Source organism: Actinoplanes sp. NPDC051388, from assembly GCF_055586225.1.
The window spans coordinates 149888-175013 of record NZ_JBVJIP010000007.1; the positions used below are offsets into that span (position 1 = coordinate 149888).

General features: G+C 73.2%; 23 protein-coding genes. 6 read left to right on the forward strand and 17 right to left on the reverse strand.

All coding sequences use genetic code 11. From position 1 onward, the window contains the following. Positions 1-2 precede the first annotated feature (2 nt). From ACZ6TI_RS19345 to ACZ6TI_RS19385, 9 genes are all read right to left on the reverse strand, one after another. The gene (locus ACZ6TI_RS19345; protein ID WP_465346457.1) at positions 3-1769 is read right to left on the reverse strand and encodes a hypothetical protein; all 1767 of its coding nucleotides are present in this window, start codon (positions 1767-1769) and stop codon (positions 3-5) included. Between the two features lie 15 nt (positions 1770-1784). Next, positions 1785-2900, reverse strand: a complete 1116-nt coding sequence (locus tag ACZ6TI_RS19350; RefSeq protein WP_465346458.1) for a hypothetical protein — start codon at positions 2898-2900, stop codon at positions 1785-1787. Positions 2901-2926: 26 nt separating this feature from the next. Continuing rightward, a complete protein-coding gene (locus tag ACZ6TI_RS19355) occupies positions 2927-3946 on the reverse strand; it encodes a TolB family protein (protein ID WP_465346459.1) in 1020 nt (339 codons plus the stop codon). Next, on the reverse strand, positions 3943-5190 hold the full coding sequence (locus tag ACZ6TI_RS19360) for an MFS transporter (RefSeq protein ID WP_465346460.1): 1248 nt from the start codon (positions 5188-5190) through the stop codon (positions 3943-3945). The genes ACZ6TI_RS19355 and ACZ6TI_RS19360 overlap by 4 nt, the downstream gene beginning before the upstream one ends. 114 nt (positions 5191-5304) lie before the next feature. Continuing rightward, a complete protein-coding gene (locus tag ACZ6TI_RS19365; RefSeq protein ID WP_465346461.1) occupies positions 5305-6399 on the reverse strand; it encodes a DegT/DnrJ/EryC1/StrS family aminotransferase in 1095 nt (364 codons plus the stop codon). Continuing rightward, the gene (locus ACZ6TI_RS19370) at positions 6396-7067 is read right to left on the reverse strand and encodes an acetyltransferase (protein ID WP_465346462.1); all 672 of its coding nucleotides are present in this window, start codon (positions 7065-7067) and stop codon (positions 6396-6398) included. The genes ACZ6TI_RS19365 and ACZ6TI_RS19370 overlap by 4 nt, the downstream gene beginning before the upstream one ends. A gap of 24 nt (positions 7068-7091) precedes the next feature. Continuing rightward, positions 7092-8204 (reverse strand): DegT/DnrJ/EryC1/StrS family aminotransferase, encoded by a 1113-nt coding sequence (locus tag ACZ6TI_RS19375; RefSeq protein ID WP_465346463.1) that lies wholly within the window; start codon positions 8202-8204, stop codon positions 7092-7094. Positions 8205-8212: 8 nt separating this feature from the next. Then, the gene (locus ACZ6TI_RS19380) at positions 8213-9178 is read right to left on the reverse strand and encodes an NAD-dependent epimerase/dehydratase family protein (protein ID WP_465346464.1); all 966 of its coding nucleotides are present in this window, start codon (positions 9176-9178) and stop codon (positions 8213-8215) included. Beyond that, positions 9175-10254: a Gfo/Idh/MocA family protein gene (locus tag ACZ6TI_RS19385; RefSeq protein ID WP_465346465.1), complete on the reverse strand. Its 1080-nt coding sequence runs from the start codon at positions 10252-10254 to the stop codon at positions 9175-9177. Before ACZ6TI_RS19385 ends, ACZ6TI_RS19380 begins: the two co-directional genes overlap by 4 nt. A 346-nt stretch (positions 10255-10600) precedes the next feature. Here ACZ6TI_RS19385 and ACZ6TI_RS19390 point away from each other — a divergent pair, with 346 nt between their 5' ends. Continuing rightward, entirely contained in the window at positions 10601-11212 is a 612-nt protein-coding gene (locus tag ACZ6TI_RS19390) for an acyltransferase (protein WP_465346466.1), read from the forward strand. On the opposite strand, the gene ACZ6TI_RS19395 is transcribed toward ACZ6TI_RS19390, so the two are convergent. Together ACZ6TI_RS19395 and ACZ6TI_RS19400 are read right to left on the reverse strand one after the other, a co-directional pair. Then, complete coding sequence (locus ACZ6TI_RS19395) at positions 11202-12377, reverse strand: hypothetical protein (RefSeq protein ID WP_465346467.1); 1176 nt, start codon at positions 12375-12377, stop codon at positions 11202-11204. The two genes, ACZ6TI_RS19390 and ACZ6TI_RS19395, sit on opposite strands and share 11 nt — an antisense overlap. Positions 12378-12381: 4 nt before the next feature. After that, entirely contained in the window at positions 12382-13563 is a 1182-nt protein-coding gene (locus ACZ6TI_RS19400) for a PucR family transcriptional regulator (RefSeq protein ID WP_465346468.1), read from the reverse strand. A gap of 90 nt (positions 13564-13653) precedes the next feature. On the opposite strand from ACZ6TI_RS19400, the gene ACZ6TI_RS19405 reads away from it, so the two are divergent. After that, positions 13654-14433, forward strand: a complete 780-nt coding sequence (locus ACZ6TI_RS19405) for an SDR family NAD(P)-dependent oxidoreductase (RefSeq protein WP_465346469.1) — start codon at positions 13654-13656, stop codon at positions 14431-14433. A gap of 28 nt (positions 14434-14461) precedes the next feature. Continuing rightward, positions 14462-15313 (forward strand): alpha/beta fold hydrolase, encoded by an 852-nt coding sequence (locus tag ACZ6TI_RS19410; protein WP_465346470.1) that lies wholly within the window; start codon positions 14462-14464, stop codon positions 15311-15313. Here the strand turns inward: ACZ6TI_RS19410 and ACZ6TI_RS19415 are convergent. From ACZ6TI_RS19415 to ACZ6TI_RS19425, 3 genes are all read right to left on the reverse strand, one after another. Next, positions 15285-16451, reverse strand: coding sequence for an RNA polymerase sigma factor (locus ACZ6TI_RS19415; RefSeq protein ID WP_465346471.1), 1167 nt, complete (start codon positions 16449-16451; stop codon positions 15285-15287). The two genes, ACZ6TI_RS19410 and ACZ6TI_RS19415, sit on opposite strands and share 29 nt — an antisense overlap. After that, entirely contained in the window at positions 16433-16813 is a 381-nt protein-coding gene (locus tag ACZ6TI_RS19420) for a YciI family protein (protein WP_465346472.1), read from the reverse strand. Before ACZ6TI_RS19420 ends, ACZ6TI_RS19415 begins: the two co-directional genes overlap by 19 nt. Before the next feature lie 77 nt (positions 16814-16890). Then, positions 16891-17727, reverse strand: coding sequence for a hypothetical protein (locus ACZ6TI_RS19425; protein WP_465346473.1), 837 nt, complete (start codon positions 17725-17727; stop codon positions 16891-16893). Positions 17728-17797: 70 nt separating this feature from the next. Here ACZ6TI_RS19425 and ACZ6TI_RS19430 point away from each other — a divergent pair, with 70 nt between their 5' ends. Then, complete coding sequence (locus ACZ6TI_RS19430; RefSeq protein WP_465346474.1) at positions 17798-19822, forward strand: alpha/beta fold hydrolase; 2025 nt, start codon at positions 17798-17800, stop codon at positions 19820-19822. Here ACZ6TI_RS19430 and ACZ6TI_RS19435 read toward each other — a convergent pair whose 3' ends face one another. From ACZ6TI_RS19435 to ACZ6TI_RS19445, 3 genes are all read right to left on the reverse strand, one after another. Beyond that, positions 19823-20914, reverse strand: a complete 1092-nt coding sequence (locus ACZ6TI_RS19435; RefSeq protein ID WP_465346475.1) for a hypothetical protein — start codon at positions 20912-20914, stop codon at positions 19823-19825. It abuts the gene before it with no gap. Next, positions 20911-21420 (reverse strand): SigE family RNA polymerase sigma factor, encoded by a 510-nt coding sequence (locus tag ACZ6TI_RS19440; RefSeq protein ID WP_465346476.1) that lies wholly within the window; start codon positions 21418-21420, stop codon positions 20911-20913. The genes ACZ6TI_RS19435 and ACZ6TI_RS19440 overlap by 4 nt, the downstream gene beginning before the upstream one ends. 72 nt (positions 21421-21492) lie before the next feature. Continuing rightward, positions 21493-22905, reverse strand: coding sequence for a diguanylate cyclase domain-containing protein (locus ACZ6TI_RS19445; protein ID WP_465346477.1), 1413 nt, complete (start codon positions 22903-22905; stop codon positions 21493-21495). Between the two features lie 187 nt (positions 22906-23092). On the opposite strand from ACZ6TI_RS19445, the gene ACZ6TI_RS19450 reads away from it, so the two are divergent. Together ACZ6TI_RS19450 and ACZ6TI_RS19455 are read left to right on the forward strand one after the other, a co-directional pair. Further along, positions 23093-24364, forward strand: a complete 1272-nt coding sequence (locus tag ACZ6TI_RS19450) for an alpha/beta hydrolase (RefSeq protein WP_465346478.1) — start codon at positions 23093-23095, stop codon at positions 24362-24364. Positions 24365-24432: 68 nt separating this feature from the next. Further along, positions 24433-25125 carry a hypothetical protein gene (locus ACZ6TI_RS19455; protein ID WP_465346479.1) on the forward strand — a complete coding sequence of 231 codons (693 nt, stop codon included), beginning with the start codon at positions 24433-24435 and terminating at the stop codon, positions 25123-25125. Position 25126 lies beyond the last annotated feature (1 nt).

The following is a 25126-nucleotide window of genomic DNA, read 5'->3' on the forward strand; positions in this document are numbered from 1 at the left end:
GCCTAGGCCGGCTCGGTCGCCAGCAGGTTGATCAGGAAGGCCACCGTGGTGGCGTCCGCGTCGTGCCCGCCGTCGAGCAGGCCGTCCAGCCACTCGTCACGCAGCATCGGCACCGAGTAGAGCGCGGCACACGCCTTCGGCTCGGCCCGCCAGTGCGTGAGCACCAGCGCCGCATATTCCGTGGCGCCGAGCTGAGGCCGTCGCCCGCTGGTGAGCCGCTGACCCACCTTGCGCGCGATCTTGCGCGCCTCGACCGTCCGGGTGGCCACCCGGGTGCGCAGCGAGCGGGTGCCGAGCCGGGCGGGCACCAGGCCGCTGTCCAGCGGCACCGCGGCCAGCGCCGGGTCCAGGTTGGTCATCAGCCGGCCGAGGAGCTGCGAGTCGCGCTTGTCGGCCGGTGCCACCGCGAGGGCGAGTTCGATGAAGCGCCGGTCGAACATCGGGTTGATGAAGTGCCGGCGCACCGCCGCCACCGTGCCGTGCACGCCGGCCCAGCGGTGCATCCGGTGCATCAGATAGAAGTCGTCGGTGGCGCGCAGCCAGTCCCCCGGCGCGATCACGTCGTTGAGCCGCCCGAGCGTCGACTCCCGGGCCGCGGCGAGCACGGCGGGGTCGAGCGCGTCCGGCGTGACCGCCTCGTTGGCGAACAGCCGCCACCCGGCCAGCCGTTCCACCAGCTGCGGCGAGGTGGTCGCCTGGGCCGGCTGGCCGGCGTAATAGAAGCCGCGGGCCACCTCGCCACCCAGGCCGGACAGCCGGTGTCCCTGCTCGAGGTGGCTCTCGGCGAGCAGCAGCGGGGCCAGCGCGAGCGGGCTCGCCAGGCACTCCAGCGCGCGGGCGGCGGCCAGCGCGAGCGTGTGCGCCTCCTCCGGCTCGGGCCAGCGCTGCTCGTCCATCCGGTGGATCTGGTGGATCATCCCGTGCTTGTGGGACAGTTCGGCGGCGATCGCCACGTCGGCGCTGCGGCCGGCGCCGAGGGTCAGGGTGCGCAGACCGGCGCGCAACTCGGCCGGCACCGCCGCGAGCAGGATCCGCGAGTCGTGGCCGCCGGTCAGCTGCAGCACGGCGTCGGGGTGCGCGCCGAGATAGCTGGATTCGAAGGTGCGCAGGATGTCGGCCATCTCGGCCACTGCGTCGTCCAGGTCCGGCGCGTGGTCCGGGCGGGCCGGTGGCTCGGCGTACTGCCGGCAGGTGAGCTCGCCGTCGTGCAGCGTGGCGATGGTGGCCGGCGGGAGGGCGCGCACGCCGGGGAAGATGGTGGCGTCGCCGATCTGCCAGCCGATCAGCGCCTGGGCGCCCAGGCCGTCCGCGTCGAACCCGCCGCCGGCCAGCGCCGCCAGGGCACGGGCGCTGGTGGACACCGCCGCGATCCCGGGTCCGGTCCAGCGGTAGAGCTGGCGGAAGCCGAGCCAGTCACCGGCGACCACGACCGGGGCGCCGGGCGATGCGCGGTGGGCGGCCGCGAACGGGGGCAGCATGTCGACCAGGCCGGTCCCGGCGGTGATCAGCGCGCCGAGCTCGGCGGTCGGCACGTCCGCCAGCCGGGTGCGCACCGCCCGGGAAAGCCGCATGGTGAAGCCGCCGCCGCCGGCGGCCGGAAGCAGATCGCCGGGTTCCGCGCCGGCGCAGGCGATCCAGCCCCGGTCGGACTCCTCGACGTGGTCCACCACGGTCTCCGCGTCGGCCAGGCAGGCCAGCGCCGCGGGCAACGGGCGGCGCAGGTGGGCCGGGGCGCCGGGCGCGAGGGACACGCTCAGGAAGGCTCTCATCGGATCTCGCTCTCGTCAGTTGGCCGACTCGACGGGCGAACCGTCCTCCCAGACGTTGCCCTTCCAGCTGTTTCCGGGGCGTCCGGGATCGAAGCTGGTGACCGGGCCGTAGCCGCCGCACTTGCGGTTGCCGCCCCGCTCGAACACGTTGTCCTCGATGACGATGTCGCGCACGCCGTCGGTGTGCGCCTTGCCGGAGGTGGAGCCGCCGTAGACGCAGTACGAGATGTCCTCGTTCGCGCCCAGGAAGTTGTCCCGGACGGTCACCTTGGACACCGGGCCGAAGTCGGCGAACAGGTTGACGTTGCCCGAGCAGCCGCCACCGGCGCTGTTCGTCTTGCCGTCGCAGACGATCGTGTTGTGCACCAGCGTCACATCGGTGTCGCCGCTGCTGTCGGCGTCGTTGGCGAGGAACCCGCCGAGATGCCAGTCGGCGCCGTCCGGCAGCCGCTGGCCGTGCAGCCAGGAATCCCGGATGTCGCAGTTGGCATAGCAGAGCACGGCGGTCTGTCCACCGTGGATGTTGGAGCGCCGGATGGTCATGTTGGTGCTGCCGACCGCCGGCCCCTGATAGACGCCGGCGTCCACCTCCGAGTCCTGGAGTGTGAACGAGAACGAGGTGGCCTCGGTGGTGACCAGGCTGCCGAAGATGCGGCTGCCGCTGATCGTCACGTCGCGGGCCTTGATCATGAACGGGTCGCAGTTGATCGTCTTGTTGGACACCACGGTCTTGTTCTTGGTGATCGTGCACGGCCCGGTGTATTTCGACAGGTTGGTGCCGGCCGGCACGCCGGTGTTGCTCGCCCCGGGGAAGCCCCCGGAGCCCGCCTTGCGGTTCTCCGTCGCCTTCTTGGAGGCCGAAGCGGACGGCTTCCGGCTGATCGAGATGCCACCCGGGGCCACCGATGGCTGCACCGACGGGGCTTCGCCGAAGACGACGGGTGCCGACCGGCTCGGGGTGGGCGCGCCGGGCACCGCGGCGACCGGCTCCTGCCCGGCGGCATCGTCGCGGTACTGGGCGACCAGGAATCCCCCACCGAGCACCACCACCGCGCCGACAGCCGCGATCGCCGCCCGCACACGCCATCGCGGACCGTCCTTGGTCGGGCTCTCTGCACGCGTGTCGGTCAACGTTCTGCCTTCCTGCTGATGGCTCATCAGTTGCGCACCACGGCCGGGGACCAGGCGTCCTGGATGGTGAGCTTCGGCGCGCCGGTGCCGTCGGCCAGGACCTGCCATACGTCGCTGGACGCGGAGCCCTCGGTGTCGCGGGGCAGGCCGTAGACGATCGTCTTGTCGTCGAGCCACTCGACCTGGTCGTCGACGCTGCGGGTCTCGGACAGCACGGTCTCGGTGCCGGTGCCCAGGTGGTAGACCGCCAGCCGCCACTTGCCGGCCGGCAGATCGCCGTGCTTCTTGAACGCGATCCGGGTGCCGTCCGGCGACAGCGACGGGCACTCCACGTCGCCCCGCAGCGCGGTCACCGTGCGCTTGGACAGGCTGCCCTCGACCAGCCAGGTCCTGCGCGCGGACGCCGCCGTCGCATAGAACCGGTCGTCGTCGACGAACGTGACGCCCCACAGGTTCTTGTCCGCGGCGGTGACCGCCTTGCCGCCGACGACCAGCTTGAACTTCTCGATGTCCCCGACGACCTCGCCGTCGGTGCGGGTCACGATCGTGCGGGTGGAGAACTGGCCGGGGTTCGCGTAGGAGTCGCCGAACACGAACGTCGTGGTGGCGACCAGCGAGCCGTCGCGCGACAGCCGGGCCCGGCTCGGCGCGCCGGTCAGCGGCAGATCACGGGCCGCCGCCCAGGTGGCGTCGAGCAGCTGCGCCTTGTAGGTGGTGACGATGCCGCGGTCGGCGGACAGGCAGATCGCGTCCTGCGCGGTGGCGTAGACCCGTTCGCACGAGGCCGTGGTGAAGGCGCGCGGGCCGTCCGGCGCCGAGATCGGCACCACCGCCACACGGCCGTACTCGGCGCCGAGCGCGGTGCTGCGGAAGACCAGATGCGGTTGGGTGCGCAGTGCGGCCAGATCCCCGCCCTGCGCCACCGCGGGCGCGCTGGCAAGCGTCTTCGCCTGGCTCTGCCGCACCGACCAGACATATCCGCCCGCGCCGAGCACCGCGGCCACCAGCACGGCGGTCAGCAGGGCGAGGCGCAGCCGGGTGGTCACGCGGCGGCCTCGGCCCGGTCGATACCGCGCAGCAGCCACGCCGCCACCGGCACGGCGGCGGCCAGCAGCGCGCCGAAGAGCAGCAGCGAACGGCCCGGCCCCTGCACCGCCCAGAGCAGCCCGAACATCACCGAGGACGCGAACCGGGCCACCGCGACGACGGTCTGCGCGGCGGCGATGCCGCTCCCCCGGGTCTCACCCGGCACCAGCCGGCTGATCAGCGCGGGCAGCACGCCGTCGGTGGCCGCGTAGAAGACGCCGAGCAGTAGCAGGACGGCCAATGTCAGGCCCACCCCGCCGGCCGGCAGCGCGGCCAGCAGGTAACACGTGAAGAGGGCGCCGTGCCCCGCCACCAGGACGCGCGCGCGGCCCACCCGGTCGGCCAGCCGGCCCAGCGGCACGGCGAGCGCCAGGTAGGCGATGTTCGTGCCCACGTACAGCAGGGGGAAGTAAACGGCGGCGAAGCCGTCGCGATCCTGCAGGGAGAGATAGAGGAAGCCGTCGCCGACGGTCAGCAGGCCGAGCACCCCGGCGGCGAGCAGCGGGCGGCGCAGCCGGCGGCCGCTGATGTCGCGCATCGCGCGGCGCAGCCCCACCTTGGCGACCCCGGCCGCGGTGCGCAGGTTCGGCACGAAGAGCACGAGCACGGCCACACCCAGCATGGCGAACGCGAACGACACCACGAAGATCGAGTCGTAGCTGCCCGGCACGGTCGCCAGCAGCGCGAACGCCACCAGCGGGCCGAGGGCCGCGCCGAAGGTGTCGAGCGCGCGGTGCACGCCGAACGAACGACCCAGCATGCTCGGATCGGACGATTCGGCGATCAGCGCGTCACGCGGCGCGGTGCGCAGACCCTTGCCGAGCCGGTCGGTGGTGATGACCGCGGTGATCGCCGCGAATCCGGCGGCCGGCAGCATCGCCAGCCGGGTCAGCGCCGAGGCGCCGTAGCCCAGCACCGCGACCCACTTGGGTTGCCCGCCCCGGTCCGCCGCGTAACCGCCGGCGATCCGCACGAACGCGCTGACGCCCTGATAGATCCCGTCCAGGAACCCGTAGGCCACCGGGCTGAGGCCGACCGCGACGGTCAGGTAGAGCGGCAGGACCGAGGACACCATCTCGGACGAGACGTCGGTCAGCAGGCTCACGATGCCGAGCAGCACCACGGTCGACGAGACCCGGCGAACGGTCTTGCCGGTCTCCGTCGCCGAGTCGGCTCCGGGCCGGTCCCGCAGCGAGACGTACACGTTGCTTCCCCACCCCTTCGGCCAGTCCGGACCCCACGCTAATGGCGCGGGAACCCCACGGCTGCGGCCTTTCCGCCCGACCTGTCGTCAGATCGGGCGGCGTCACTACGCCGTTCAGGCAGCCAACGCCGCGGTCAGGACCTCCGCCACCCGGGCCTGCTGGTCCGGGGTGATCTGCGGGTAGATCGGCAGCGACATGATCTCTCCGGCCGCCTTCTCCGCGTTCGGGAACGAGCCGCCCAGATCGGCGAACGCCCCCGTGCGGTGCACCGGCACCGGGTAGTGGATGGCCGCGCCGATGCCGGCCTCGTTCAGATGGGCCACCACCCGGTCGCGGTCGGCCACCCGGATGCAGTAGATGTGCCAGACGTGCTCGTTGCCGTCCAGGGTCACCGGCAGCGTCACGTCGAGATCCGCCAGCAGCGCGTCGTAGCGGGCCGCGGCGGCACGCCGCTGGGCGTTCCAGCCGGCCAGGCGGGCCAGCTTGGCGCGCAGCACGACCGCCTGCAGGCCGTCCAGGCGGCTGTTCACGCCGACCAGGTCGTGGGTGTACTTCTTCAGGCCGCCGTGGCTGCCGAGCGTGCGTACCGTGGTGGCGAGCTCCTCGGAGACCGTGACCACCGCGCCCGCATCGCCGTAGGCGCCCAGGTTCTTGCCCGGGTAGAAGCTGGTCGCGGCGATGCCGTCGGCGCCCGCGGTCCGGCCGAAGCGGGTCGCGCCCTGACTCTGCGCGGCGTCCTCGACGATCGCCACGTCCCGTCCGGCGAGGCCGGCGCGCAACCGCTCGACCGGCGCGAGCTGGCCGTAGAGGTGCACCGGCGCGATCGCCCGGGTGGCCGGGGTGACGGCGGCGAGCGCGGCCTCGGCATCGATCAGATAGGTACGCGGATCGCAGTCCACCAGCACCACCTCGGCGCCGGCCCGGGCCACCGCCTCGGCGGTCGCGATGAACGTGTTGGCCGGCAGGATCACCTCGGCGCCGGGACCGACCCCGACCGCCCGCAGCGCGAGCTCGAGGGCGTCCGTGCCGTTGGCCACGCCGACGCAGTGCGGCAGGCCGGAGAACGCGGCGTAGTCCTGCTCGAAGGCCGCCACCTCGGCGCCGCCGACGAACGCCGTCTCGGCGATGATGCGCTTGAAGCCGGTCTCGACCTCCTCGGCCACCTCCGCGTGGGCGGCGGCCAGGTCGACGAGCGGGATCCGGGTCATGAAGCAGAACTCCTCACGATGCGAAGGACGGCGGGCAGGTCGGCGTTGCGGAGCTTGCGGGCGGGGCTGCCGGCCCAGATCTCGCCGGGCGGCACGTCGTGCAGCACCACCGAGCCCATGCCGACGAGGGACCAGGCGCCCACGGTCAGGCTCTCGCGGATGAGGGCGCCGGAGCCGACGTAGGCGCCGCGGTCGAGGACCACGCCGCCGCCCAGCCGGACCCCGGAGGTGATGGTGACGAAGTCCGCCACCCGGTCGTCGTGGGTCAGCACGGCCTGCGGCATCACCGCGACGTGCGCACCGACCTCGACGTCGGCGGTGAGCACCGTGCCCGCGAGGAGCACGCTGCCGGGCCCGACGACGCTGCCGGCGCCCACCTCGGCGGCCGGGTGCACCACCGTGGCGTAGCGCTCGGCCGGCAGTCCGAGCCGTTGCACGATGTCCCGCCGGGCGACGTAGTTGCGCGGATTCCCCACGCACACCACGACCTTGGCGTCGGTCATCGCGGTGACGCTGTCGACCGGGCCGAGGATCGGCAGCCCGGCCCGGGTGGTGCCGTGCAGCGCCGGGTCGTCGTCGACGAAGCCGAGGACGCGCCAGTCGTGCCGCGCGGCCGCGGCCGTCTCCCGGGCGAAGCCGCCCGCGCCGACGATGACCAGATCCCTCACCGGCGGGCCCTCATCGACGGGCCCTCATCGGCGGGCCAAGTCTCGCAGGACGCCGACGATGTGCATCTGGTCGTCGTCGGTCAGGGCGTGGTGCAGCGGCAGGATCAGCGATTCGCGGGTCAGCCGCTCGGTCACCGGCAGCGGGCCCGGTGTCACGTCGGCGTAGGCCGGCTCCAGGTGAGCGGCCATGATGCCGCGCCGGGCCGACACGCCCTGGGCGGCCAGCTCGGTCAGCACCTCGTCGCGGCCCACCGGGAAGCCGTCGAGCAACACCCAGAAGGACTGGTAGTTGGTCTGCCCGTAGGCCGGGTCGCGGACCGGCACCAGGCCGTCGATGTCGGCCAGCAACTCCTGATAACGGGCCGCAAGCTCGCGGCGCTGGGCGACCAGACCGGCCAGCCGGCCGAGCTGGACCAGCCCGACGGCGGCCTGGATGTCGGTCATCCGGTAGTTGTAGGCGGTCTCCAGATAGGCCTCCAGCACCGGCTGCTTGCTGGTGTGCCGGTCGGCGGCGGAGACGTTCATGCCGTGCTCGCGCAGCCGTCGCAGCCGGGTGGCGGCCGCGGCGTCGTCGACGGTCACCATGCCGCCCTCGCCGGTGGTGATGAGCTTGCGCGGATGGAAGGACCACGCGGCGATCTTCGCGCCGGCGCCGGCCGGTTGCCCGTACGCCGTGGAACCCGCCGCGCACGCGGCGTCCTCGACCAGGCCGACTCCCCAGCCGTCCGCGGCCTTGCGCAGCGCGGCCGTGTCGAACGGGACGCCGCCCTGGTGGACGGCGATGACCGCCCGGGTGCGCGGGGTGCGGACCGCGTCGATGGTCTCCACGGTGAGGTTGCCGGTGGCCAGGTCGACGTCGGCGAAGACCGGGGTCGCGCCGACGTAGCGGACCGCGTTGGCGGTGGCGATGAAGGACAGCGACGGCACGATCACCTCGTCGCCCGGGCCCACGCCCTCCAGCACCAGCGCCAGATGCAGCGCGGTCGTGCACGAGCTGACCGCGACACCGTGGGCGGCGCCCACGATCGCGGCGAACTCCTGCTCGAAGCGCGCCACCCGCGGCCCCTGGGCGACCCAGCCGGACCGGACGGCGTCGGCCGCGGCCAGTGCCTCCTCCTCGCCCAGCATCGGGATCATGACCGGAATCATTTTGAGGACCGCCACCAATCAACGAGGCCTTCGAGACCCTGGTGCAGGCCGATCTCGGCGCGGAAGCCGAGCTTCTCCGCGGCCGTCTCGGTGTGCGCCAGGCGGCGAGTGACGCCGTTGACCGCGCGGGCCGGGCCGTGCTCCGGAGCGAGGTCGGACTTCATCGCCTCGCTGAGCGCCTGGGCCAGCTCCTCGAGGCTGGTCTCGGTGCCGCTGGCGATGTTGAACACCTCGTCGGTGACGTCGGCGCGGGCGGCCAGGATATTGGCCCGGGCGATGTCCGCCACGTGCACGAAGTCCATCGTCTGCAGGCCGTCCCCGAGGATCAGCGGCGGGGTGCCCGACTCGATGCGCTCCATCCAGCGGATCAGCACCTCGGTGTAGAGGCCGAAGATGTCCATCCGGGGGCCGTACACGTTGAAGTAGCGCAGCGCCACGTAGTCCAATCCGGACATGCTGTGGAAGCTGCGCAGCGTGGCCTCGTTGAACGCCTTGGCGGCGCCGTAGAACGTGTCGTTGTTGTACGGGTGGTGCCGCTCGGTGGTCGGGAACTCCTCGGCCAGGCCGTAGACCGACGCGGACGACGACGCGATCAGCTTCTTGACGCCCGCGGCGGCCGCCGCCTCGACCACGTTGAAGGTGCCGTCGACGAGCACCTCGTTCGCCAGCCGGGGCTCCTCGGCGCACTGGGTGATGCGGATCGCGGCCAGGTGGAACACCAGGTCCTTGTCCGCGGTCACGTCCCGCACCAGGGACTGGTCGCGGATGTCGCCCTCGACCAGCCGCACCGGGCCGTTCGCCAGCGCCCAGGACAGATTCTCCCGCCGGCCGCGGACGAAGTTGTCCAGCACGACGACCTCGGCCGCACCGCCCCGGACCAGCTCGTCCACCACGTGCGAACCGATCGTGCCCGCTCCGCCGGTGACCAGGGCACGGGTGCCCTCGATCGCTACCCCCGTCACGCCATCCGCCCTTCGTCGAGCTTGATCATCGTGCCGCCCTCGGTCAGGCTGCGCGAGGCGGCCTGCAGGATCTCCAGCACCCGGAGGCCGGAGCGGCCGTCGGTCAGCGCGGGTTCGCCGGTGGTGATGGCCCGGGCATATTCCTCGACCATCGTGCGCAGCGCCTCGCGCTCGCCGAGCGCCGGCGCCACCATGTCCCCGGAACGGTAGGAGACCAGCATGTCCCGCCGCTGCTCGTCGCCCAGCTCCTCGGACGATGCCACGTCGACGCCGCGGTCGTAGATGGCCAGCCGCTGGCTCGGGTTGAGGTCGTCCCACACCAGGGTCCGCTTCGAGCCGCCGAAGATGGCGGTGCGGATCTTGACCGGGGACAGCCAGTTCACGTGGATGTGCGCGATCGCGCCGGTGTTCAGTTCCAGAGTCAGATAGGCCACGCAGGCCCGGCCGGCCCCGATGCCGTCGGCGCCGTGCGCGGCGACCGCGATCGGGTGCACGCCGGGCGGCAGCACGAAGTCGAGGATCGACAGGTCGTGCGGCGCCAGGTCCCAGACCACGTCGATGTCGCGCTGCACCAGGCCCAGGTTGATCCGCACCGAGTCGAGGAAGTGCAGCTCGCCCAGCTCGCCGGAGCGCAGCAGCTCGCGGATCCGCAGCACCGCCGGGGTGTAGCAGTAGGTGTGGTCGCACATCAGGGTCAGGCCCAGCCGGTCGGCCTCCTCGACGAGCTCGCGCCCCTCGTCGTAGGTGGCCGCGAGCGGCTTCTCCACGAGCACGTGCTTACCGGCCCGCAGTGCGGCCCGGGCGACCGCCAGGTGGGTGCCGGCCGGGGTGGCGATGGCGACCGCCTTGACCTCGGGGTCGGCGAGGACCTCGTCGAGATCGGCGGAGACCTGCACGGTCGAGTAGCCCCCGAGGACCCGCCGGGCCCGGTCGACGTCGAGATCGCAGAGCCAGCGCAGCCGGAAGGCGGACGTGGCCTGGAAGTTGCGGACGAGGTTGGGGCCCCAGTAACCGGCCCCGACGACGGCGACCCCGATCGAGAAGTCGGGTGCGGGTGGCGGAGGAGTCACAGACATCCGTTTCGTTCTGGAAGCCGAGGCTTCGTCGGGAAAGCGGCGAGCACGCCGGATCGGGCCCGACGGTGAACGGGCACAAGGATTTCCAGCGCTGATCCGAGCGCAAGTTATCGATCCGGCCGGTCCCGCCGCCAGGGTGCTGACGGATTAACGGCGGAGCCGGGAGGGCAAGTCGGTACCTTCGGTCATCACGGCCACTCCTGTCGGTCAGCCGGGACGCCGACCGTCGGTCAGATCAGGTCCGGGCGTCGGCCATTCGATATCAATCAGCCCGCGCCGCAACTACTCTGGCCGCATCCGCTGATGGCCCGGCCGCCGCGGAAACGAGTGTCTGGAAAGGACCGACATGACCGACGAATCGCCGATTCGGACCGGCGTCACGATCGCGCCGACCGCCGATGTCGACGCCAAGGCGGAAATCGGTAGCGGGACGCGAATCTGGCATCTCGCCCAGATCCGTGAGGATGCGACACTCGGCCGCGACTGCAACGTCGGGCGCGGCGCCTATGTCGGCCCCGGCGTGGTCCTCGGCGACAATTGCAAGCTGCAGAACCACGCCCTGGTCTACGAGCCGGCCCGGCTGGGCGACGGGGTGTTCGTCGGCCCGGCCGCGGTGCTGACCAACGACGAATATCCGCGGGCTATCACCCCGGAGGGCCGGCTCAAGACCGGCCACGACTGGACCGCGGTCGGCGTGACGATCGGCGAGGGCGCGGCGATCGGCGCCCGGGCGGTCTGCGTCGCGCCGGTCACCGTGGGCCGCTGGGCGCTGGTCGCGGCCGGCGCGGTGGTGACCAAGGACGTGCCCGATTTCGCGCTCGTGGTGGGCGTTCCGGCCCGCCGGATCGGGTGGGTCGGCCGGGCCGGGCGCCCGCTCACCGCCAAGGGCGACGGAGTGTGGGTGTGCCCGGAGACCGGCGCGGAGTACACCGAGGCCGACGGCCTGCTCACCGAGTAGGGCCGTCCCAGACCAGTTCGGCGCTGCCGTCGCCGCGGCTGACCGTGACCGTCAGCGTCACCGGTGCCCGGTTCGTCCGCCCGCAGATCGGGCAGACACCGCTCAGCGTGCCCGGGTACCCGTCGTCCAGATAGCCGGTGTGGTCGTCGTCGCGGTAGGCGAACGGGACCTCGGCCTCGCCCTTGTGCCAAATGCCGCAGCCGATGCAGCGCAGGCTCCGCACCACCCGCTCCGGGCGGAGGTCCGCGGCCACCGCGATCGGCCGGCCGTACCGGAGGGAGATCCAGCGGCGTTGCGAGGTGAACACCACGAGCGTGTCGTGCTCGGGCACCAGGCGCCGATAGCGCATCAGGAGGCTGAGCACGTAATCGTCGGGCTCCTCGGTGACGCGCCGGGCGACGGTGTTCGCGACGACCGAGTCGCGCACCTCGCGCAGCGCCTCGGCGGCGTCCCGGCGGTGGGTCTTGACCGGCGAGTCGAGGAAGGCCGCGAGCGCGTGCGCGTTGGCCCGGTCGTGCGTGCGGCGGGCCAGGCAGGACAGCAGCATCGAGCGCAGCGCCGGGTCGGTCGCCTGCTCCGCGGCGGCGATGAACGGCGCACTCCCGACGTCCGGCGCGAAGCGCAGGTTGCGGGCGGCCACCAGGCGTACCCCGGGATCGGGGTCTTGGGCCAGCAGCCGCAGGCAGAGGTCGTCGCCGAGCAGATCTCTGGGCGCTCTCAGCGCCTCCCGCCGCACTTCGGCGGCGGGGTCGCCGAGCAGCCTCTCGACGGTCTCCGCGGTCCATAGCGTGCCCCGGAGTGCGCGAAGGCGAAGCCGGCCCAGTTCATGCTCGGCCAGCTCGCGGCGCAGCGGCTCGTACGACGGACCCAGGCAGGACAGCAGCAACGCCACCCGGTCGTCGTCCTCGGCCGGGTCCAGCGCGGCGGCCCGGACCCGCGGGTCGATCTCCGCGCGCAGCAGTCGGCCGACCACCCGCGCGGCCTCCTCGGCGAGGCTCTCGAACGACTCGGACAATCCGCCGGGAATGCGGACCTCGGCGCCGTCGTGCAGCGCGATGTCCAGCAGCGCCTCGGCGATGCCGGGCTCGGCGCTCGTCCCGGCCCGGCGGATCGCCCGCAGGCGCACCTCGTCGCGCGGATCGCGCAGCTGGTCGAGCACGGACATGCCGTCAGGGTAGGCGCGCCTGGGAAGCGATCAGATCGGTCAGGGCGAGACCGAGATGCAGGGTCAGACGGGTGCGCCCGTCGTCCAGGTCCAGCCCAGTGCGCTCGCGCACCTGCCGCAGCCGGTAGTAGAGCGTGGTCCGGTGGATGTGCAGGGCCTCCGCGGCGTCCGGCCCGTTCCCGCCGTGATCGAGAAAGGCCCGGACGGTACGCGTCAGCTCGCCACCCGGATCGGCCCGCAGCAGTCGCCGCACCTCGTCCGGCAGCACGCTCGCGTCCAGCTCCGGCAGGCGCAGCAGCACGCCATAGGGGCCGACGTCCGCCCACGCCGCGACCGGCGCGCCGGGCATCGTGGCGGCGAATCGGCGCGCCAGCCCGGCCTGGGTCGCGGACTCCCCCGCCCGTTCCAGCCCGGCCACCGCGCCGCCGATGCCCGCCCGGCAGTCGAACCGGCCGGCCGACAGGTCGCGCACCCGGTGCAGCAGCCGGTCGGCGTAGTCGCGCAGCTCGCCGGGCGGGATCGGCACGGCGCTGCCGAGCAGGACCAGGGCGACCCCGTCCTGGACCGCGGACAACCGGCTGCCGGCGACGGCGGGCGCCGGCAGCCGCAACGCCGTGCGCAGGGCCATCTCGGCATGTCCGGACACCGCGCCCGCAACCCCCAGCTGCACGGCGGTGACCTGCGGAAAGTCCGGGACGGCGAGGTCGGCGAGCGCGCGCCGGCGCAGCAGCGGGTCGGCGCCGACCAGGTCGAGCACGGCCGGCTCGGTGGGGTCCGGTCCGCCCTGCGCGTGCGGCGCCAGCAGCGGCGCGACCTCCTCGGCGACGCCGGTGATCACGGCCAGCTCGCGGGTGGTCAGCGAACCGTCGGCGTCCATCACGATGAGCAGGCCGAGCAGCTCGCCCTGCCAGCGGACCGGCAGGCAGACCCGGGACGCCATCTCCAGGGCCGGGTTGGGCGGGATCAGGCCGGCCGTGGTCCAGCCGGCCACGCCCTGGGCCAGCACGTGCCCGATCACCTTGGGATCGGCCTCGCGTTGCAGCACGGCCCGGATCCGGACCGGATCCTCGTCGCCGTAGTGGGCGGACGCGTACATCAGGTGGACGCCGGGATCGTTGATCACCACGGACCGCCGGAGCCGCGCCGCCAGCTGATCGACGGCGGCCTGGATCGGGTCCTGCGCCACGCCCGGATTCTACAGACGGTGCAAGATCCGCTCGGGCGTCTCGTCTCCAGTCGGTGCCGCGGCCCGAAGGTTTCCGGCATGTTAAGGGGCGTGAGCGGAGATCTCGACGGCCGGGTCGTCATCGTCTTCGGCGCGGGCTCGAGCGGGGCCGCGATCAGCAACGGCGAGGCGGCCGCGCTCGCCTATGCCCGGGCCGGCGCCGTGGTGGCCGCGGTGGACCGCAGCGCCGACGAGGCGGACCGGGTGGTCAAGGAGATCACCGACGCCGGCGGCGCGGCGCTGGCTGTGGTCGCCGACGTGACGCGCGAGGCCGAGGTGGCCGCCGCGGTGGCCGCCGCCGCCCGCGAGCTTGGCCCGCCGCACGTGCTGCACAACAACGTCGGCGACCCGCGGCCCGGCCCGGTGCCGGAGGTCGGCCTGGACGACTGGAACGCCGCGCTGGCGGTGAACCTGACCAGCGCCTTTCTCACCTGCCACCACGTCCTGCCGCTGATGCTGGCGGCCGGCCGCGGGGTGATCGTGAACGTCTCCTCGGTGGCCGGGATCCGGGACACCGGTTACGTCTACCCCGCTTACAGCGCGGCCAAGGCGGGCGTCGACCAGCTCACCGTCTCGATCGCGCTGACCTATGCCGCCCGGGGCATCCGGGCCAACGCGATCCTGCCCGGCCTGATCGACACGCCGCTGGCCGGGCACGGCCTCGCCACCGGCGCGGCGGCCGTGGCGGCCCGGCACGCCCGCAGCCCGACCGGCCGGATGGGCACCCCGCACGACGTCGCGAACGTCGCCGTCTTCCTCGCCTCGGACCGGGCCGCCTACGTCAACGGCGTCTGCCTCCCGGTCGACGGCGGCCTCACCGCCCGCTGCTAGTCGCATTCAACAGAACGAGGAGCCTGCCATGACCATCTTCACCACCTCCGACGGGTGCGACCTCGACTACCGCGTCGACGGACCGGCCGACGCCGCCGAGACGCTGGTGTTGCTGCACGGCTGGTCGCAGTCCCGGGTGATGTTCGACCGGGCGCTGCCGACGCTGTCCCGGGACGTCCGGGTGATCACCTTTGACCAGCGCGGCCACGGCGAGTCCGCCAAGCCGGAACACGGCGCCCGGATCGCCCGGCTCGCCGCCGACCTGCGGGAACTGCTCGACCACCTGAATGTGGCGGACGCGCACCTGCTCGGGCACTCGATGGGCGCGTCCGTGCTGTGGAGCTTCATCGACATGCACGGCACCGCGCGGCTGCGCTCGCTGATCGTCGTGGACCAGCCCAGCGCCTGCGTGGTGCTGCCCTGGATGGACGCGACCGAGGGCGGCGAGGCCGGCGCGATCCTGGACTTCCCGGCCGCCGAGGGCTTCGTCCGGGCGATCGCGGTGGACGACCGGGACACCCGGGCCGCGTTCCTGAAGTCGATGCTGACCCCGGACATCCCGGCCGACGACCTGGCCTTCCTGGGCGTGGAGAACCTGAAGATGCCGGCCGGGTGGGGCGCCCGGCTGCTGCTCGACCACGTCATGCAGGACTGGCGGGACGTGCTGCCCCGGATCGACGTGCCGGCCATGGTGCTGGCCGGCGAGGTCAGCCACGTCGCGCCGGAGTCGCAGGCCTGGACCGCGGCGCACATCCCGGGCGCCCGGCTGCGCACCTTCACCAAGACCGAGGGCGGCGCGCACTTCCCGTTCTTCGAGGAGCCGGCCGCCTTCTGCGCGGAGGTCGCCGCCTTCATCGGGACAGCAGGTAGGCCCGGGTAGCCGGATCGGTGCTGAGCTCGGCGGCCCGCGCGAAGGCGGCGGCCGCATCGTCCCGGCGGCCGGCGCGGGCCAGCAGGTCGGCCCGGACCGCGTGGTACGGCTGGAACGTGTCGGCCGGCGGCGGCATCGCGTCGAGGCCGGCCGCGGGACCGTCGAGGCGCCCGATCACGGCGGCCAGCGCGACCCGGCCGCCCAGGCTGGGGTGCACCGTGACCAGGGCGGTGTAGAGCGTGCGCAGCGCCGCCCAGTCGGTCACACCGGTGCCGGCCCGGTCGCAGTGCACCGCCTGGATCGCCGCCTCGAGCTGGAACCGGCCGGGCGGTCCGGGCCGCGTCGCCCGGCGCAGCTGGGACTCGCCCTCGGCGATCAGCCGGGCGTCCCAGCCGGCCGGATCCTGCTCGTCCAGCGGCACGAAGACGCCGCCGCGGCCGCCGGCCCGGGCCAGGGACAGCGTGATCAGGGCGGCCAGGCCCCACGCCTCCGGCTCGTCGCCGAGCAGCCCGGCCAGCGTCACCGCGAGATAGTGCGCCTCGGCGTCCCAGGTGATCGCGTAACAGCCGTACACCGCCTCGAGGACGGCCGGGAGACGGGACGGCATGGCCTGCCGGTCGGGGACGACGAACGGGATCCGGGCGTCCCTGATCTTCCGCTTGGCCCGGACCAGCCGCTGTGCCACGGCGGCCGGCGGCGTCGCCAGCGCGGTGGCGATCCGAGCCGCCTCCAGGCCGAGCACGGTCTGCAGCATCAGCGGCGTGCGGATGGCCGGGTCGATGGCCGGGTGCGCGCAGACGAACAGCAACCGCAGACGCTCGTCCGGAATGGCGTCGAGGTCCAGGTCCTCGATCGGCGCGGGCCGGTCGGAGGCCGCCGACAGCGGCGCGGCGGTGCGGTACGCGGCCGACTTCCACACGTCCCGCAGGCGATTACGGGCCACCGTCATCAGCCATCCCTCCGGGTTGCCCGGCACACCGTCCTGCGGCCAGGTGCGCAGCGCCCGCTCGAAGGCGTCGGCGAGCGCGTCCTCGGCCAGCGCCAGGTCACCGGTCGGCGCGGCGAGCAGGGCGGTCAGGCGGCCGTACGCGACGCGGGCGACGTGCTCGGCCGCCGCCCGCGCGCCGGTCAGGTGTTCGGCATCCACACGCCGTCCACGGTGTGCGTCGCGCCCGGCCGGATCTCGACCGCTCCCCAGGCCAGCGATGGCGCCTGCCGGGCCCAGCCGATCGCCGCGTCGAGATCCGGCACGTCGATCACGAAGCTGCCGCCGAGCTGCTCCTTGGTGTCGGCGAACGGCCCGTCCTGGATTCGCACCCCGCCGTCCGCGGTGGTGAGCGTGGTGCTGTTCGCGGACGGCTGCAGCACCTCGGCGGTGAGCAGCGCGCCGGCCTGGTGCAGGGTGGCCGCGTAGCTCGCGAAGGCCCGCTGCGCCTCCTCGATCACCTCGGCGCCGAGCGACTCGGGCGATTCCGGCTCGGCGTAGTGCAGCAGCAGCGTGTAGCGCATCTCGACATCCCTTCGTGGTTGGTCCGTGTCACCGTGATGACGACCGACGACCCACCCGATCGACATCCACCGGCAGATCAACCGCTGCGATGGTGTTTCTTGACGAAGGTGTAGCCGGGCTCGAGCGGGCCCGGATGCAGCGCCACCTGCTTCTCCGACGGATGCGCGCCCGGCGGCAACCGGCGGACGAAGCCGTTCACCCAGTGCTCGCGGCGCTCGGAGCCCTCGGCGTCGTCGTCGGGGTATTCGGCCGGCTCGACCATCGGGGCGTAGAACAGCATGTCCGCGGGCTTCTGCCCCTCGACCGCCGGGTAGTAGGGGTAGCCGGCCGGGTCGACGCTGCCCGGCACCCGGGTCAGGTAACCCTCGCGGATCAGCTGGTCGAGGGCGTTGCTCAGCAGGAACGCCGCCTTCGCCCCGCGGCCCAGCCCGACGTGCGCGGCGAGGCCCGACTCGGCGAGCACCGCGCTGCCGTCCTCGAAGACGCGGCCCTGCCGGCGCACCGCGCGCAGCACCCGGCCACGGTTGGACTTCCCGGCGTCGAACTCCCGGGTGACCACCCGCGGGTCGTACTCGTGGAAGTAGTCGACGCCGTCCACCTGGGTCGGCTCGTCCAGCGGGTCGGTGCGCACCACGATCTCGTCTTTGGCGGCGGCCTGCCAGGTGACCGTGACGAACGCGCCCGGGCGCAGGTCGTCCGGCCAGGCGATGTCCCCGAACTGCCACTCCACGTCGTGGCGCAGCGCGGTCTCGAAGACCCGGGTCATCGGCGTGCGGCCGTGGAAGTGGTGCTCGAGCACGACCGCGACGCTCTCCCGCTCGCGCAGGTCGTCGACGCACTCCTCCGGGGCGGCGCAGACACCGGCGTCGAGGTCTGCCTGCCACAGGGCGAATCGGCGGGTCACCCTCCGCATGATCCACCTCCGTCTGCCCGTAGAGGCAAACGAACATACCCCGTCCACCCCCCGGTGGTATGAAGACTCGATGCTCACCGATGCCGATCCTTTCAGCGATCTCGACGCGTACGCGGCCCTGCCCCGGCTCGGCGGTCTGGTGCTCGCACCGGACGGGCGGCGGCTCGTCGTGGGCGTGGCCACCCCGGACCGCAAGAACACCAGGTACGTGACGTCGCTGTGGGAGGTCGACCCGTCGGGTGAGCGTCCGGCGCGGCGCCTGACCCGCAGCGCCAAGGGCGAGTCGGGGGCCGCATTCACGCCTTCGGGTGACCTGCTGTTCGCCTCGGCGCGCCCGGACGACGGCGCCCCGGACGACGCGGACGACGAGGCCGCCGCGCTCTGGCTGCTGCCGGCCGGCGGCGGCGACGCCCGTGTGGTGGCCCGCCCGCCGGGTGGCGTGCGCGGCCTGCTGACCAGCGCTTCCGGGGCGGTGCTGCTGGGCTCGGCGATGATGCCGTCGGCCACCGGCGCCGACGAGGACAGGGAGATCCGCGAGCAGCGCAAGGAGGCCGGCACCTCGGCGGTCCTGCACGGCGACTATCCGGCCCGGCACTGGCACCACGACCTGGGCCCGGACCGCACCCGGCTGCTGGCCGCCGAGCTGACGGACGACGACGAGATCCTGCAGCCGCGGGATCTGACCGGGCACGCGGACGGCGCGCTGGCCGACTTCTCCGACTGGGACATCTCCCCCGACGGCCGCACGGTGGTGACGATGTGGACGGTCTACGCGGCCGGGCAGCGGCGGTTCACGCTGGCCGCGATCGACGTGGCCACCGGCGAGCGGCGGACGCTGGCCGACGACGCCGGGTTCGACTACGACACGCCGCGGATCTCCCCGGACGGCAGCCGGGTCGCGTTCGTGGCGCGGACCCGGGCCACCCCGGCCGGGCCCAGCGACGGCTGGCTGGCGGTCGTGCCGCTGGCCGGTGGGCCGGTGCGCGCGCTGACCGAGGGGTGGGACCGCCGCCCGGAAGCGCCGCGCTGGACGCCGGACGGCGCCGCGCTGATCGCCGTCGCGGACGATCAGGGCCGCTCCCCGCTGTGGCGGGTGGACGCCGGCACCGGCGCGGTGACCCGGCTGACCCCGGACCACGGCGCCTACACCGAGCCGTGGGTGTCGCCGGACGGGCAGTGGGCCTATGCGCTGCGGTCCGCAGTGGACGCCGCGCCGGCGCCGGTGCGGGTGGCGCTGACCGGCGAGCCGTCGGTGCGGCCGCTGCCCGGACCGGGCCCCGACCTGGACCTGCCGGGCCGGCTCGACGAGGTCACCACGACCGCGGCCGACGGGGTGCCGCTGCGCGCCTGGCTGGCGCTGCCGCACGCGGCCGGCCCGGAGTCGCCCGCGCCGCTGCTGCTCTGGGTGCACGGCGGCCCGCAGCACTCGTGGAACTCGTGGTCGTGGCGGTGGAACCCGTGGATCGCGGTGGCCGCCGGCTATGCCGTGCTGCTGCCCGACCCGGCCCTGTCCACCGGCTACGGCCGCGACTTCATCCGCCGCGGCTGGGGCGACTGGGGCCGGGCGCCGTTCACCGACCTGATGACCATCACCGACGCCGCCGAGGTGCGGCCCGACCTGGACGCCGGCCGCACCGCCGCGCTGGGCGGCTCGTTCGGCGGTTACATGGCGAACTGGATCGCCGGGCACACCGACCGCTTCTCGGCGATCGTCACGCACGCCGCGCTGTGGGCGCTGGACCAGTTCGCCGCCACCACCGACACCGCGGACTACTGGGCGCGGGAGATGACCTCGGAGATGACCGGGGCCAACTCCCCGCACCGGTTCGCCGACGCGATCACCACGCCGATGCTGGTGATCCACGGCGACAAGGACTACCGGGTGCCGATCGGCGAGGCGCTGCGCCTGTGGTGGGACCTGCAGAGCCGGGCGGCGGCGGACGGACCGAGCCCGCACCGCCTCCTCTATTTCCCGGACGAGGGCCACTGGATCCTCAAGCCGGGCAACAGCAAGGTCTGGTACGAGACGGTCCTCGCGTTCCTGGCCCACCACGTGCGCGGCGAGAAGTGGCAGCCGCCGGCCCTGCTCGGCTGATCAGCCCAGCCAGGGTTGCTCCTCCGGAGCGATCCACACCGCCTCGGCCACCCGGCCCAGGTCCTCCAGGGTGATCCCGCCGCCCGAGCCGATCAGCGTCATCAGCCGGCCCCCGCCGAGATCGACCACGAGGTAGGTGAGGGACCGGCCGCGCGGGTCGGAGCGCACGGGGTGGCGGGCCGGGCGTCCGCCGACGGTGAGCTTCTCGCCGCCGTCGGGGGCGTCGGTGGTGTCGCCCACCACGACGGACAGGCTGCCGGCCGAGTCCGGGCCGGGCTCCTTGAGGGCCTTGCCGGTGGCGCCCTCGGGCGCGGGCTTGCCGGCCGCGATCTCGGCGCGCCAGGAGGCCGCCGACGGTCCGCTGACCGTGGCCGCGGTGGTCGACCAGCCCTCGGGCAGCCCGCCCACGGAAACCGGCGTGATCATGGTGGTCGAGTCGGCGCGCACCGACCGGGCCATCCGCAGCAGGTCCCGCTGGGAGATGGCGAGGTGGTTGGCGGTCAGCATCAGCAGGGTGCCGTCGGCGGCGATCCACCGGACCGACGACTTCTGATCGCCCTGGGCGGGCGAGTAGTAGCCCCGGGCGCCGCCGATGTCGACCTTCGAGCCGGTGGTGTCCAGCGGAGGGACGACGTTGACATAGAGGGTCAGCTCCGCGCCGCCGAACGGGTCACCGGCGCCGACCTGCCGCTTCCAGACCCGTTGCATGGGCGGTCCGGAATCGCTACCCGGCTCGACCTTGGAGATGGTCCTGATCTTCTCGGTGAATCCGGCCGGCGCCCAGGTCGGCCGGTGGCCGAGCCGCATGAACGGAACCAGGATCGGGTCGGTGCCGGGCGGCGGGTCGACCATCGCCGACGGCAGCGGCGGGCTGGGCTGATCGGTCGGCGCCTGCGCGGTAGTCCCGCCCATGGTCAGCGTCGGAAGCGTGATCGCCGCCGCCACGGCCACCGCGGCGGCCACGAGGCCACCCCGGCGACGCCGGACCGCGCGGGCCTTGCGGAAGGGCAGCGCGGCCCGGATCCGCTCGGCCGGCACCGCCCGGTCGGCCTGCAACTCCTGGGTTTCGCGTACCAGATCTTCGAGGTTCATCGGCTCTGCTCTCCGGTTGTCGTCAGCGTGGCGGGCAACGCCTGATGCAGGGTGGCCAGCGCGCGCGAGAGGTGGGTGCGGACCGTGACCGTCCGGCAGCCGAGGAGGTCGGCGATCTGTTCGGTCGTCAGATCCTCGTAGAAGCGCAGGGCGATCACCGCTCGCTGCCGGGGTGGCAGTGTGGCGATCAGCCGCAGTATCGCGTCCCGGTCGTCGCGCTGCGCCATCCGGTCGGGCGCCGGGGGCATCAGGCCGGCCAGCGACTCCCCGGCCAGCGGGATCGACCGGGACGCGCGGCGGCGCCGCCAGGACAGGAACTCGTTGACCACCATGCGCTTCACATAGAGCTCGGGCGCGTCCAGCCGGCTGATCCGCGGCCAGCGCGCCTGCGCCCGGACCAGCACGTTCTGCAGCACGTCCTCGGCCAGGTGCGGATCCCAGGTGACCACGGTGGCATAGCGGATCAGCGCGGCCAGGCGCGCGGACACGAACTCTTCGAACGTCACGGCAGCGAAACGCCCCACCGGCCTGGGATGATGACACGCGAGGCAAACTTTCCGGCGCGGCCCGGCGCGGCGTCAACGGGCGGCGGAGCTCTCCTCGTGCAGTCGCCAGTGGGACCCCTGGTCGCGCTTCGCGTGATACATCGCGATATCGGCCCGGTGCAGCAGCACGTCGGTGTCGACCGGCCCGTCCGCCAGCGCGATGCCGATGCTGGCCCGCGGCGTCACCGTGGTGGCGCCCGCCTCCACCGGCTCGGCGAGCTCGGCGAGGATGCGGGTGGCCACCGCGATCGCGTCCTCGGGCAGGGTGATCCGCGACAGCACCACCGCGAACTCGTCGCCGCCGAGCCGGCCGACCGTGTCCCAGCCGAGCACGCAGCGGTGCAGCACCCGGGCCACCGCGATCAGCAGGGCGTCCCCGGCCTCGTGCCCGAAGGTGTCGTTGACCTGCTTGAATCCGTCGAGGTCGAGATAGAGCACGGCGACGCCCTGGCCGGCGTTCCCGGTCAGCTGGCGCTCCAGCGCCCGGATCAGCTCACCCCGGTTGACCAGCCCGGTGAGCGTGTCGTGGGTGGCCTCGTATTCGAGCCGGTCCAGGAAGGCGCGCCGCTCGGTGATGTCCCGGTGGTTGATCACCAGCCCGCCGACCGCCGGCTGCCCGCTCAGGTCGCGCACCGCCACCTCGTGCCAGTGCCAGGCGCCGTCCGCGTGCCGGGTGCGCACCTCGGCGCGAAAGCCCGCGCCGCGATCGGCGACCGCGCCGGTCAGCCGCGCCTGATCGTCGGGATGAATCAGCGTCTGGTAGGCGAGGCCGACCAGGTCGTCGCCGCGGTAGCCCATGATCCGCTCGACGGCCGCGCTGACCGAGGCGATCCGGCCGGACGGGTCGACCACCGTGATCACGTCCGAGGAGTCCTGCACCAGCGACTCGTACCGTTCGGCGCTGCTCCGGAGCGTGCGCTCCGCCTCGGCCCGCACCCGGTCGGTCTCGGCCTGGGCGCGCTCGCCGAACCGCCAGTAGACGATCTGCACCGCGCACCCGCCGAGCACGAACGCCGCGTGCAGGACGGCCAGCTGGATCCAGTGGTCGCCGGCGTGCGCGTCGGAATAGAGCAGGCCCGGGTCGAGCAGGCCCATCAGCAGGTGATGGGCGACCACCAGGAAGACCGACAGGGCCAGCGGCAGCCAGTCCTGATAGAGGCTGATCAAGCCGACCATCAGGAAGAACGCGAAATGCAGGTCGGTGCGGCCGCCGCCGACCGAGGTGAGCAGCGCCGCGGAGAACAGCAGCCCCAGCGAGACCACCACGGCGGCCGCGCGGCGGGCCCGGAACACCAGGCTGAGCCCGGTGCAGATGACCAGGCCGCCCGCGGTGGCGGCGACCACCAGGTCCGCGCCGCCGTGCGTCATGCCGGCCATGGCCGCCGGTTCGGAGGCGTGGTGCCACCAGGCGACCAGCCCGAGAATCGGGCACTGCGCGAACAACACGACACGCAGGGCACGATGCCGCGAACGGAACGCATCGTCCGACAACCGGACGCGGGGCAGCACCGTCGCTCTGATCCGACCCACAGAGTGCACGACTGCCCATTCGGCACACCCACCGGATTCCTGAATGGCGTTATAGTTGCACTCTTAGTGCAGCAATGATCACCGTCGATCAAAGGGGTCTCGGATGAACGCGATGCTCAGCGTGCTGCTGGCACTGGCCGGCGGGCTCGCGCCGGCTCCGGCGGCGGAGGCCCCGATCCGGCCGGTCGTCTTCGTGCACGGCAGCGCCGGGTCGGCCGCGCAGTTCGAGACCCAGGCACAGCGCCTGGCGAGCAACGGCTACCCGGCCGGGATCATCGAGGCGCACGAGTACGACTCACCCAGCATCGCCACCATCCTGCCGCAGGTCTACGCGGGTCTGGACGCCCGGATCGACCGGCTGCTCGCCACCACCGGCGCCGACCGGATCGACCTGCTCGGGCACTCCCTCGGCACCTTCGTGATGCAGGGCTACCTGAACAGTTCGGCCGAGCGCGCGACCCGGGTCGCGCACTACGTCAACCTGGACGGCCGCCCGGCCACCGCTCCCCCGGGCGGCGTGCCGACGCTCGCGATCTGGGGCGAGGGCGACCCGGCCCGGCAGATCATCGGCGCCACCAACGTGCACCTGCCCGACCAGTCGCACACCCAGACCGTGTCGTCGGCGGAATCCTTCACCGAGGTCTTCCGCTTCTTCCGCGGGCACGCGCCCCGCACCACCCGGATCGTCCCCGAGCCGTCCGCGAAGGTCTCCGGCCGCGCGGTGATCTTCCCGAGCAACACCGGCGTCGAGGGCGCGACGCTCGAGATCTTCCCGGTCGACCCGGTCGGCGGGCGGCGGCTGTCGGCCCGGCCGCAACACACGGTGACGCTGGGCGAGGACGGATCCTTCGGGCCGTTGCCGGTCCGGCCCTTCTCCCGGTACGAGTTCGCGCTGCTGCGCCCCGGCGTGTCCACCCACCACTTCTACTTCCAGCCGTTCCGCCGCTCCGACACCTTCGTCCGGCTGCTGGCCGGCCGCCCCGGCGAGGGCCTCGGCGCGCTGGTCGACACCAGCGACCGGCACACCGCCCTGATCATCAACCGGCAGAAGGAGTGGTGGGCGGGCAGCGACCACCTCTGGATCAACGGCCGGGACATCCTGAACGAGGCGAACGCGCCCCGCACCAAGCGGGTGATCGGCATCTTCGCGTTCGACGACGGCAGCGACCGCGTCACCGACCTGACCGCGCCGCTGCCGGAGTTCTTCGCGCAGACCTTCATCACCGGCATGGACGTCTTCATCCCGGCCGCCCCGGCCCACCTCGGCACCGTCTCGATCGTGGCCGGCCGCCGCGGCGACGGCCCGGAGTGGGCCACGGTGCCGAACTGGCGATCCAGCGAACACCGCGTCACGGTGAACGTCAGCGACCACTGAGGGGCCGCCGCCCCGGTCATCCGTTAACATTGCCGCGTTCTTCCGGCAGCGGGCTGAAACGGGGCGACATGCGGTGGTTGGGGCTCCTGGGCCGCAAGCGGGTGGCGGCCGACCCGGAGCAGCAGCAGGCGCTGTTGCGGCAGGTCCGGCAGGGGTTCGGCGTGCAACAGCCGGTGTCGTTCCGGGAGCAGGCCGAGGCGGTCGCCCGGCTGCTCGACGGCGATGACGGGCTGGCGGTGGCGGGCGCGGTGCTGCGTGAGTTCACCGACGCGGCGCACGCCGACCTGAGCGCCCAGGCGGCCGGTCTCGGGCTCCCGGTGGACCGGGCGAACTACCGGTACCTGTTCCAGGCGTCGGCGCGGCGGCTGCGGTGGAACCTCTTCGCGCTGCCCGGTGGCCTGCAGCCGTACATCCAGGTGGCCGGCGCGGTGACCGCGCTCGGCCGGCAGGCCCGCCGGGCGGAACGGGTGCTCGACCCGGAGCCGCTGCTGGCCCGGCTCTTCGAGGTGCTCGACCTGACCGTGTCCGGCTGGGAGTACGGCCGGGTGCTGGTCGACGCGGACGCCGCCGCCCTGGCCGACGGCGTGATCGTGGCGACCCGTGAGCTGTGCGCGGCGATGTCCGATCCGCCGCCGCTGCCGCAACCGGTGCGCGAGATGATGCGCCGCAGGTACATCGTCGAGGTGCGCGACCCCAGCGGCGGTCAGGTGGTCGGCAGCTACGACCCGGGCCGGGCGATGCGCGAGTCCCTCCTGCTCTGAC